The organism is Sulfuricurvum sp. (assembly GCF_019163035.1).
In the GTDB taxonomy this organism is placed as follows: Bacteria; Campylobacterota; Campylobacteria; order Campylobacterales; family Sulfurimonadaceae; genus Sulfuricurvum.
Window position 1 is genome coordinate 26,699 of the sequence record NZ_JAFLKV010000128.1, and the last position, 9,583, is coordinate 36,281.

Annotated in this window: 8 protein-coding genes; 4 read left to right on the plus strand and 4 right to left on the minus strand. The window is 41.6% G+C overall.

Going from position 1 to position 9,583, the window contains the following annotated elements:
• Nucleotides 1-81 precede the first annotated feature (81 nt).
• Nucleotides 82-2,130: a UvrD-helicase domain-containing protein gene (locus JZU62_RS09240; RefSeq protein WP_295014101.1), complete on the minus strand. Its 2,049-nt coding sequence runs from the start codon at nucleotides 2,128-2,130 to the stop codon at nucleotides 82-84.
• Between the two features lie 164 nt (nucleotides 2,131-2,294).
• Here JZU62_RS09240 and JZU62_RS09245 point away from each other — a divergent pair, with 164 nt between their 5' ends.
• Entirely contained in the window at nucleotides 2,295-3,194 is a 900-nt protein-coding gene (locus tag JZU62_RS09245) for a LysR family transcriptional regulator (RefSeq protein WP_295014104.1), read from the plus strand.
• Between the two features lie 10 nt (nucleotides 3,195-3,204).
• Here the strand turns inward: JZU62_RS09245 and JZU62_RS09250 are convergent, their stop codons facing one another.
• Genes JZU62_RS09250 through cysK form a run of 3 tightly spaced genes read right to left on the minus strand, consistent with a single transcriptional unit; the run spans nucleotide 3,205 to nucleotide 5,178 of the window.
• Complete coding sequence (locus JZU62_RS09250; protein ID WP_295014105.1) at nucleotides 3,205-3,666, minus strand: hypothetical protein; 462 nt, start codon at nucleotides 3,664-3,666, stop codon at nucleotides 3,205-3,207.
• A gap of 18 nt (nucleotides 3,667-3,684) precedes the next feature.
• Nucleotides 3,685-4,254, minus strand: coding sequence for an aminotransferase class IV family protein (locus tag JZU62_RS09255; protein WP_295014107.1), 570 nt, complete (start codon nucleotides 4,252-4,254; stop codon nucleotides 3,685-3,687).
• The gene (gene cysK / locus JZU62_RS09260) at nucleotides 4,255-5,178 is read right to left on the minus strand and encodes a cysteine synthase A (protein ID WP_295014109.1); all 924 of its coding nucleotides are present in this window, start codon (nucleotides 5,176-5,178) and stop codon (nucleotides 4,255-4,257) included.
• A gap of 219 nt (nucleotides 5,179-5,397) precedes the next feature.
• On the opposite strand from cysK, the gene JZU62_RS09265 reads away from it, so the two are divergent.
• The 3 genes from JZU62_RS09265 (at nucleotide 5,398) to JZU62_RS09275 (ending at nucleotide 9,564) form a co-directional block, all read left to right on the plus strand.
• A complete protein-coding gene (locus JZU62_RS09265) occupies nucleotides 5,398-6,855 on the plus strand; it encodes an acetyl-CoA carboxylase biotin carboxylase subunit (protein ID WP_295014111.1) in 1,458 nt (485 codons plus the stop codon).
• A gap of 190 nt (nucleotides 6,856-7,045) precedes the next feature.
• The gene (locus tag JZU62_RS09270) at nucleotides 7,046-8,167 is read left to right on the plus strand and encodes a restriction endonuclease (RefSeq protein WP_295014113.1); all 1,122 of its coding nucleotides are present in this window, start codon (nucleotides 7,046-7,048) and stop codon (nucleotides 8,165-8,167) included.
• Between the two features lie 317 nt (nucleotides 8,168-8,484).
• Entirely contained in the window at nucleotides 8,485-9,564 is a 1,080-nt protein-coding gene (locus JZU62_RS09275; protein WP_295014115.1) for an AAA family ATPase, read from the plus strand.
• Nucleotides 9,565-9,583 lie beyond the last annotated feature (19 nt).

Consider the following 9,583-nt stretch of genomic DNA (forward strand, 5'->3'; position numbering starts at 1 on the left):
CGCCGTTTGAGCTGCCCTAATAGTTGGTTAGAGCTGATACCGGAGGGTTTGTAAGCAACGAATAGACGATTCATAAATACCTTAGAGTTTTTCGACAAATGAGGCGAGAATATCGCGCTTATTGCCTCCGAAGTTGATGCTGAGTTTGAACTCACGCCCTGATTTGCTGACACCCTCGACTCGCCCCGCTCCGAAGATTTTGTGACGAACCAAATCCCCTTTTTTATAGGAGGTATTTTTTTCCAAGATTAAAGAACCCTCACACAACCCTGCTTCATTGATAAAACGGCTTTTTTGGAGCTCCGTACGGCGCCCTTTGTAAAAACGGCTGTTGACATTGGAGAGGGTAAGGTTGCTTTTGGCACGAGTGATGGCGACGTAGCCCAGCCGGCGTTCTTCTTCGAGGTCGCTTCCATCCCCGATGAGGGGTAAAAAACCCTCTTCCAAGCCGATGACGAAAAGGTGTTCGAACTCTAACCCTTTAGACGCGTGGATACTCATGATATAGATGCTCTCACCCTCAACCTGATCTTGTTCACTTTGCAACGTTATATCGTTCAGAAATTCAGGCAAAGTTGCCTCAGGATTTTGTTTCACATAATCGCGAAAGAGTCCGTAAAATTCATCGATATTGGCTATTTTCTCCGCTTCGTCTGGGAGGCCTTTGAGGGTTTCTTTGATTTTGAAGCGCTCTTCGAGCAGGTCGATAAATCGGTAAATTGCCTCTTCCGAAACACGTCTAAGTTCGAGAATTTCAGCCACAAAATCACGCAATTCTCCGGCACTTTTTTTCCGTACCAACCCTTCGAGCTCACTATCGCTGAGGGTAGAGATAAACTCAAACATTGACTTCTCTGCCTCAATAGAAGAGAGCTCGATTTTATCGATGGTTGCTTTCCCTAGACCCCGTTTGGGTTTATTGATAATCCGCTTGAGCGAAAAATTATCATGGATATTCGTAATGACCCGTAGATAGCTGATGAGATCTTTGACCTCAGCACGGTCATAGAATCGTAATCCTCCGACCAGTTTGTAGGCGACACCGGCACGATTTAGCCCCTCTTCGAGCGATCGGCTCAGCGCATTGATACGGTAAAGGACGGCGATTTCGTTGGGTCGTACCCCTTGGTGGATAAGAGCTTTAATCGCTTTGGCAATTTTTTGAGACTCTTCACTCTCATCGTGGGAGCTCATGGTTTGAACGTCATCTCCTCCCTCTTTTGTGGCGATAAGGGTTTTGCCCAAGCGGGAACGGTTGTGTTCAATGAGGGCATTGGCGACTGTGAGGATCGGCTGGGTTGAGCGGTAATTGTGCTCTAATTTGACCACCATCGTATTGGCAAAGTCTTGATCGAATTCGAGGATATTGCGCACATGCGCCCCTCTCCAGCCGTAGATACTTTGATCATCATCCCCTACGACGCAGAGGTTATTGTGGGTAGAACAGAGTTTCTGGAGGAGTCGGAGTTGAAGCTCATTGGTATCTTGGTACTCATCGATCATTATGTAGCGATATTTTTCTGAGGTTTGTTTGCACAAATCAGGATGTTCGTTGAGCAATTTATAGGTAAGGCAGAGGAGATCATCAAAATCGACAAGATTGTTTTTGAGGAGATACGTTTCGTACTCTTCATAGATCTTGGCGATGTGCTTGTAGTTGGTGAGTTCTGCTTGGGCGTATGCTTCTGCGGGCTCGATAAGTGAGTTTTTATAACGGGAAATCTCTGAAGCGATCAATGCAGTCGGGAGATCGGCATTGATTTTTTTGATGATTTTCTTTTTGTCATCGGTATCGATTACGACAAAATTATTCCCACGTCCGAGTAAATGGATATTAAATTTTAAAAAGAGCAATCCGAATTTATGAAAGGTACACAACAGCGGCGGGTAAGAGTTTTGGGTAATAAGTCCCATCGCCCGCTCTCTCATCTCTTTCGCAGCTTTGTTGGTAAAGGTAAGGGTTAGAGTATTTCCGGCGGGTATTCCGACTTGATCGAGAAGGTAGGCAAGACGTGTCGTAATGGTTTTGGTTTTTCCGCTTCCCGCACCTGCTAAAATGAGTAAAGGTCCATCGATCCGTTCGACCGCACTGCGCTGTGCCTCATTGAGGTTTGAGAGAATTTCATCCATGCCATTATCGCCTTGGTCGTATTAATAGTTAATTTATTATAGCCCAACTTTTCTATTTTTTAAATTCCTTGGGCAAAAAAGGGATAAAAGTTATCGTGAAACTCTTGCATTGGTTATAATTACGAGTTATAATACTGCTATTCATTCAACTTATAGGAATTATTATGTTAAAAGATTTTGCCAAACTTATGACGTTTTTAACGGTGGTTCGGGAAAAAAGTTTCTCGAAAGCATCCGCTAAACTCGGCATTTCACAGCCTGCGGTAACGCAACAAATCAAGTTTATCGAGGATTATCTCGATACTCGCGTTGTTGAACGTAAAAAGAACGGGATAAAGCTGACCAAAGAGGGTGAAGACCTTTTTCGCATTGCGATCAAGCTTGAAAAAGCGATCCAATCGAGTGAAAAAGAGCTCTTGAAGATTATTAATAAAGAGTTTACATTTGTTGTTGGTGCATCGTATGCGATAGGTAACTATGTCCTTCCCTCTTATCTTGGTCAGCTTAAAGATAAGATTAATAACGAAGTCCATATCCGTGTTGCCTTTTCAGAAGAGATTATCGATCAACTGCTCGATAAAAAGATTGATATTGCTCTTATCGAATCACCGGTATTTAAAGATGGTTTGATTTATCGCGAGTGGGAAGAGGATGAGTTGGTTATTTTCTCAAATCAACCGATTCCGAAACAACTTCGTAAAGAAGATATGTATAAATTTGACTGGATTTGCCGTGATGAAAATTCACACACTCGTAAGTTAACGGCTGAAGTGTTTGAAGAGATCGGAGTTGAGTGCTCAGGGTTTAATGTAATCGGTGTGGTAGCAAGTTCTACAGCTATAAAAGAAACGATGATGCGCACGCCGAAAGATTCGGCACGCCCCGTTGTTTCAGTTATTTCTCGCCATGTTATCAGCGATGAAGTGGACGAGGGTAGATTGTTCGAAGCACGGATTAAAAATTTCAAAATCAAACGTAAGTTTTACATCGTTTACAGCAAAGAGCGTAAACACGATGCGTTTATCGATAACGTCGTCACGTATTTATTGGGATTGAAGTTATAAACTTCAACCCTTATTTTTTCTTCAAAAACTTCTGATTTTCGGGATTCGCGAGCAGTGCGCTCATCGAGTTCTGAACCCCTTCATGCTTTTCAATGTTAATAGTAGGATGTTGCTCTTGCGGAAGTGCGAGATTGACAAATGCCGGTGTATCGTCAATAATGACTTGAACGATAGAGAGTAGCGGAACAGATACGAAACTTCCGATATTCTCATGACCGAAACCCGCTTCAAAAATCAATATATCATTATCGATCCGAGCACTCTCAAATGTGTACCCTGCTAAAAAAAAGAGGGTCATTGCTCGAAATTCATCATTGATATGTTTCGGGAGTGGGGGATCAAAGGTTACATGGTCGATTTTACACAAAATACCAAAATTTTGGTCGTTTTCGAAAAGATAAATGAGCATATCTCGAACGTGATTTTCCATCAACCGTGAGAATGAAGAACTTTTGATAATATCGAATAACATAATCACAGACCTGTATTTTTAGGTAATTATACCACTTTCGACTTCAACGAATCCTATCATTGCATTCATAACGGCGACTTTGCATGAGCGGGCGATATCATTCGGCGTAAGTGGTGCAGGGGTAAGAAATCCATCCTTGATCAACCGTGCGCGGGTTGTCCCCTCTAGTAACGGAGTATCGGGAGTGAGCCATCTCCCCTCAATGAACAAAGCGATATTAGCGATGGTGGTGTCGGTAAGAAATCCGTTTTTAACGATCAGCACCTCGTCACACTCACCACGTTGCGCCAATAAAGTATTTAAAGAGTCTCGATTTGAGTATTTTAGAGTGTACTCTATTTCCTCGGTATGTATCAGCTTAAGGGAGGTGATTTTTTTAGGGGTATAGGGGTTAAATTCGATCTCATAACCTTCGGCATCATAGAGAAAACGACATCGATATAGCCCCTCGGTAGGGGGTGTAATTAGTGTTTGTAGCGAATATGTTTTTTCGATTCCGAGAGAGTGAAGAGAACGGTTGAGTCGCTGTTGATGATAGGAGAGATGTTGAGCCTCTCCCCCTTCACAGCGGATGGTTTCTAAGAGCATTTACGATTCAAACAACGGAGTGCTAAGGTAACGCTCTGCCGTGTCGCATAAAATGGTGAGGATGACTTTTCCTTTATTCTCTGGACGTGCTGCGACGAGAGAGGCAGCGTGGACGTTTGCCCCTGCTGAAATGCCGACGAGAAGCCCTTCCGTTTTAGCGAGGGCTTTGGATGCAGCTATCGCCTCTTCGTTGCTTACGGTAATTACTTCATTGTAGAGGGTTGTATTAAGCACCTCGGGGACGAATCCCGCACCGATCCCCTGAATCTTATGAGGTCCCGGTTTGCCTCCTGAGAGGACAGCGGAATCTTTTGGCTCTACGGCGATGATTTGAACATTCGGCAAAGCGGCTCTGAGTGCTTCACCTGTTCCCGTGAGGGTTCCTCCCGTTCCGACCGCAGCGATGAAAATATCGACATTCCCCTCCGTATCGCGTAAAATCTCTTGAGCGGTAGTAATGCGGTGGATAGAGGGGTTGGCAGGATTGGCAAACTGCTGAAGAACGATGGCATTAGGGTTTGATACGACAAGTGCATTGGCCTCATCAATTGCCCCTTTCATTCCCGATGCGGCAGGGGTTAACACGAGATTGGCTCCCAATGCTTTGAGGAGATTACGTCGCTCGATCGACATCGATTCCGGCATAGTTAGGGTGAGCTTGAGCCCCAATGCGGCGCAAATAGAGGCGAGGGCGATCCCCGTATTACCACTGGTCGGTTCGATGATGAGGGTGTCGGCATTGATGCGTCCCTCATCCATTGCCGTTTTAATCATGTTGAATCCGATTCGGTCTTTGACTGAGCTGGTAGGGTTCATAAATTCACATTTGCCTAAGATAGTGGCACCGCTCGCATTTGAGGGAGTGTTGAGGCGTACCAAGGGGGTATTACCGATCAGTTCAGTGATATTTTCTGCTATCTTCATGAGTGGATCCCTGTTTTTTTGATCATTATAATAGCAAATTGAAAAAAATCCAATAATGATGAGTGAACCGGTATGGATAGAGGGAAATAGCGACATGAAAGGAAGAGATAGAAAAAATTTTGCAATAACAGCAGTTTTATCCTATAATTTCATTTTTAAATCAAGATATCGGGTATCTAACGAGGCTAACACTCAAAGATGTTCAAATGAGGGAATATAGTGGAAACTAAAAAGATCAGCAAAGTATTGATTGCAAACCGTGGTGAAATCGCACTTCGTATTATTCGTGCTTGTAAAGAGTTGGAAATTCAAAGTGTCGTTGTATTTTCAGAAGTAGACGTTAACGGTGTTTGGGTACGTAAAGCTGATGAATGTTATCCGATTATGGGTGATCCGATTGCCGCATATCTTGATTATGATCGTATTATCTCATTGGCTAAAAAAGCTGACTGTGATGCGATCCATCCGGGATACGGATTTTTATCCGAGAGTGCAGAGTTCGCTCAAGCGTGTGCCGATAACGGTATCATCTTCATCGGTCCTAAACCGGAACATATCGCCCTTTTTGGTGACAAAATGGCATCTAAAGTAGCGATGCGTGCTGTGGGCGTTCCGATGCTTCCGGGTACCGATGAGCCTATCGATAACATCGACGATGCCGAAAAAATTGCAAGCGGTATCGGATTCCCGATTATCATCAAAGCGGCATTCGGCGGTGGCGGACGCGGTATGCGTATCGTTGAACGCGCGGAAGATTTCAAAGAGATGTATGAGTCGGCAACAAATGAATCACTCCGTTTCTTTAGCCGTGGAGAAGTATTTATCGAAAAATATCTCAAAAACCCACGTCACATCGAAATCCAAATCGTTGCGGACAAATACGGTAACGTTGTCCACCTCGGAGACCGTGACTGCTCGATCCAACGTCGTCACCAAAAAGTGATCGAAATCGCTCCATCACCGTTGCTCAACGAAGCGACACGCCGTGAGCTTTACCGTATCTCTACCAAAGCGATGTTCAAACTCGGCTATGAGAGTGTCGGGACGATCGAATATCTGGTTGACCAAGACGACAACATCTATTTCATCGAAATGAATACCCGTGTTCAAGTTGAACATCCGGTTACTGAAGCGATCTCAGGGATCGATTTGATCCAACGTATGATCCAAATCGCTGAGGGTGATCCGTTGATCTTCATGCAAGAAGAGATCAAATTCCGTGGGTATGCGATCGAATTCCGTATCAACGCTGAAAATCCGAAAATGGGCTTCGTCCCATCTCCGGGTCTTATCACCAACTACCTTGCACCGGGTGGTCCGGGAGTTCGTTTGGACTCTATGGCGTACACCAACTATCAAATCCCATCGAATTATGATTCAATGATCGGAAAATTGATCGTTACAGCATTGACATGGGAAGATGTTGTTCGCAAAGCGCGTCGCGCATTGGATGAGTTCTTGATCGAGGGTGTTCCGACGAATATCCCGCTTCACCGTCAAATCGTTCGTGATGAGCACTTTATCAAAGGTGAACTCGACACTGGGTATCTTGATACTAAATTGCAACACTTTAACCTCGATGCGATCCATAACATGGATGACGAAGAGGCAAAAATGAAACATATCACTGCTGTGATCGAAGCGATCAACAAAAACAACCTCAACGTTCGCCACTAAGAACAATTCCCTCATTCCGTATATGACAGCTTTGTCATTGCGGACTTCACGTGCCCTTTGGGTAGATCCGCAATCTAAGATCCTGAATCAAGTTCAGGATGACAACGTATCGTCATTCCGTGCTTGACACGGAATCTAAACCTTCATTTTATAATTCATCGTTGCAAGAAAAAGTGTATAATAGTTAGCAATGATTGTACACGAATATGAAAAAATAAACCTTTTTATTCCTACTGAATTTCAATGCTATTTCTCTGAGAGATGGGGTGAGGTCAAAGCAACTCAATATTGTGGTGCGCTTAAAATTGCTAATCAAACTCTAACAATTCTTCCAAAAATTGACAAACATAATGATGTCGCTAATCTTCGTTATCTCACTTATATGCTCTCGTATGTGTATGATCTCAAAGTAGATGAGAGTATTGCTTCTACCGATACCGAAAAAAGTCCGATTTTAGAACTATTGATCTCGATTTTCTCACGTGAACTGATACGTGAAGTTGAAAAAGGGATGTATCGGGAGTATATCACGGTGCAAGATAACCTCCGAGTGATGAGGGGACGTTTTATGGCTGGGATGGATGCACGGACAAATTTCGTGCGGGATAAAATCTATTGTGAATATGACGAATTTAGTCCTGACAATCCTCTCAATGCACTTTTTGCATATACAGTCAATGTATGTCGTCGGATTACTAACAGTGCTGATAATAGACGACAGCTAGGGACGCTTCATCTGATGTTCGACGAGGTCACTCCCTATTATAATCCTCATACAACCTATCATTGGCATCGGCTTAATGAGAGGTTTCGACATCTTTATAAAATCGCTTTGCTCATCCTTCAAAATCTCAATATTCGTTTTGATAAAGTAGGGGCGAATGAGTGGGCATTTATGTTTGATATGAATGTACTATTTGAGCAGTTTATTGGTAAAATCGTCCGATCTATTGAGCCAACTGCGATCATTCAAACTGAAAATAATTTCGGTAATCTCAAACTCAAACCTGATATTTTGATTTCAAATCGTCTTATTATCGATACGAAATACAAAAAGGTCAATGGCAAAGAGGAATTGAAAAGAGATGATAAATATCAGATGTACGTGTATGGGAAAAACTATAAAATCGATCAAACAATGCTGTTGTATCCGAAGCACTTAATCGATTTAAGTGATTCTAAATCTCTTAATTTAGGGAAACAGGGAGAAAGTGTGATACTAAAAATACGAAGCGTAGAATTGCAGAGTAATGTAAGTAGTTTTCGTGAATATATTGTAGAGATGAAAAATAAAGTTGGAGAAATAGTATGAGTGCAATTGAACAAGAAGAAAAATTTAAAATATGGCTTAAAAATAAGGTAATTACAAATAGTCCAGTAAGTCAGTATCCAAATATGTTACGGGATAGGTTGCCAAAAAAATTGACTCAATTAAACCAAAGTTTATATCAGAATTTATTTGAATGTACAGATATAACTTATCTTGAAAAATTGCAAGTAAGGCTGCTAAATGGAGGAGATTTGCATCCATTTAATCGAGATATACAAAATTCAGCTCCAAGTGCGGCGATAGGTAAATATATAGAATTTTTAAAAGAAATAACTTTAGATACTAAAAGTAGTCAAATTATGAATAATCTTCCAAAAAATATTATCCTTTACGGTCCTCCAGGTGTCGGTAAAACGTATTCACACAAAAAATTAATTTCGATTCTAGAAAATGGCGATAGTCTCGATGAATTAGAAAATTCGAAATATAAAACTCTCTCATTTGATACTGTTAAAACAGAAGGGCGTTATCAGTTTTTGACCTTTCATCAAAGTTATAGTTATGAAGATTTTGTAGAAGGATTTCGACCAAATGAAGAGGGGAATATTCACCTAGAAAAAGGTATTTTTAGAGATATTGCCAAAATAGCAAAAACGAATCAAGAAGCCTCTACTACCAAAGAGATCAAACGAGATTTTAGTGAGTTATTTAGAGCGTTGATTGTCGATCAGGTATCGGATGGAGAACGATTATCTATTCAAATGAAACGCTCACGATTCCATATCACGGAGATAACGGATAAGTCGATTCTTTTCGATAAAGATACTGGTGAGTCAAAACATTCATTGTCGATCAATACACTTAGAAAAATGTATGAAAATGGTCGAAATAATCATATTATTGGCGGTCTTCAACCGTACTATGATGCACTATTAGAGTATTTGTCAGAAAATGAAAAAGAGATACGAACCGATGAACTCAAAAACTATTATCTCATCATCGATGAAATCAATCGAGGAAATATCTCCAAGATTTTTGGTGAACTTATTACCCTCCTCGAAGAAGATAAACGTCTCGGTGAAGATAATGAACTGATGGTGACATTGCCATACTCTAAAGAGCAATTCGGTGTTCCAAAAAACCTCTATATCATTGGGACAATGAATACGGCAGACAAGTCGATTGCACTCGTCGATATTGCACTACGCCGCCGTTTTACGTTTGTGAGAATGGAGCCAATAGAAGAGTTCCTGCCTGAAAACGTCAAAAAAATAAATGCAATTATCAAAGAACGACGAGGTGCTGATTATTTAATCGGACATGCTTATTTTATAGGGAATCATGATAATGAGTTTGTGATGAAATACAAAATCTGTCCACTTTTGGAAGAGTATTTTTACGGGGAAGATATTGAAACTATTTTTGAGGGGTTGATATAGTTATTTGAGATCCTGAATC

Excerpts from the sequence above, each read along its gene's own strand:
- JZU62_RS09240 (WP_295014101.1), bottom strand. The coding sequence starts at position 2,130 with ATGGATGAAATTCTCTCAAACCTCAATGAGGCACAGCGCAGTGCGGTC.
- JZU62_RS09270 (WP_295014113.1), top strand. The coding sequence starts at position 7,046 with ATGATTGTACACGAATATGAAAAAATAAACCTTTTTATTCCTACTGAA.
- cysK (WP_295014109.1), bottom strand. The coding sequence starts at position 5,178 with ATGAAGATAGCAGAAAATATCACTGAACTGATCGGTAATACCCCCTTG.
- JZU62_RS09255 (WP_295014107.1), bottom strand. The coding sequence starts at position 4,254 with ATGCTCTTAGAAACCATCCGCTGTGAAGGGGGAGAGGCTCAACATCTC.
- JZU62_RS09245 (WP_295014104.1), top strand. The coding sequence starts at position 2,295 with ATGTTAAAAGATTTTGCCAAACTTATGACGTTTTTAACGGTGGTTCGG.
- JZU62_RS09275 (WP_295014115.1), top strand. The coding sequence starts at position 8,485 with ATGAATAATCTTCCAAAAAATATTATCCTTTACGGTCCTCCAGGTGTC.
- JZU62_RS09250 (WP_295014105.1), bottom strand. The coding sequence starts at position 3,666 with ATGTTATTCGATATTATCAAAAGTTCTTCATTCTCACGGTTGATGGAA.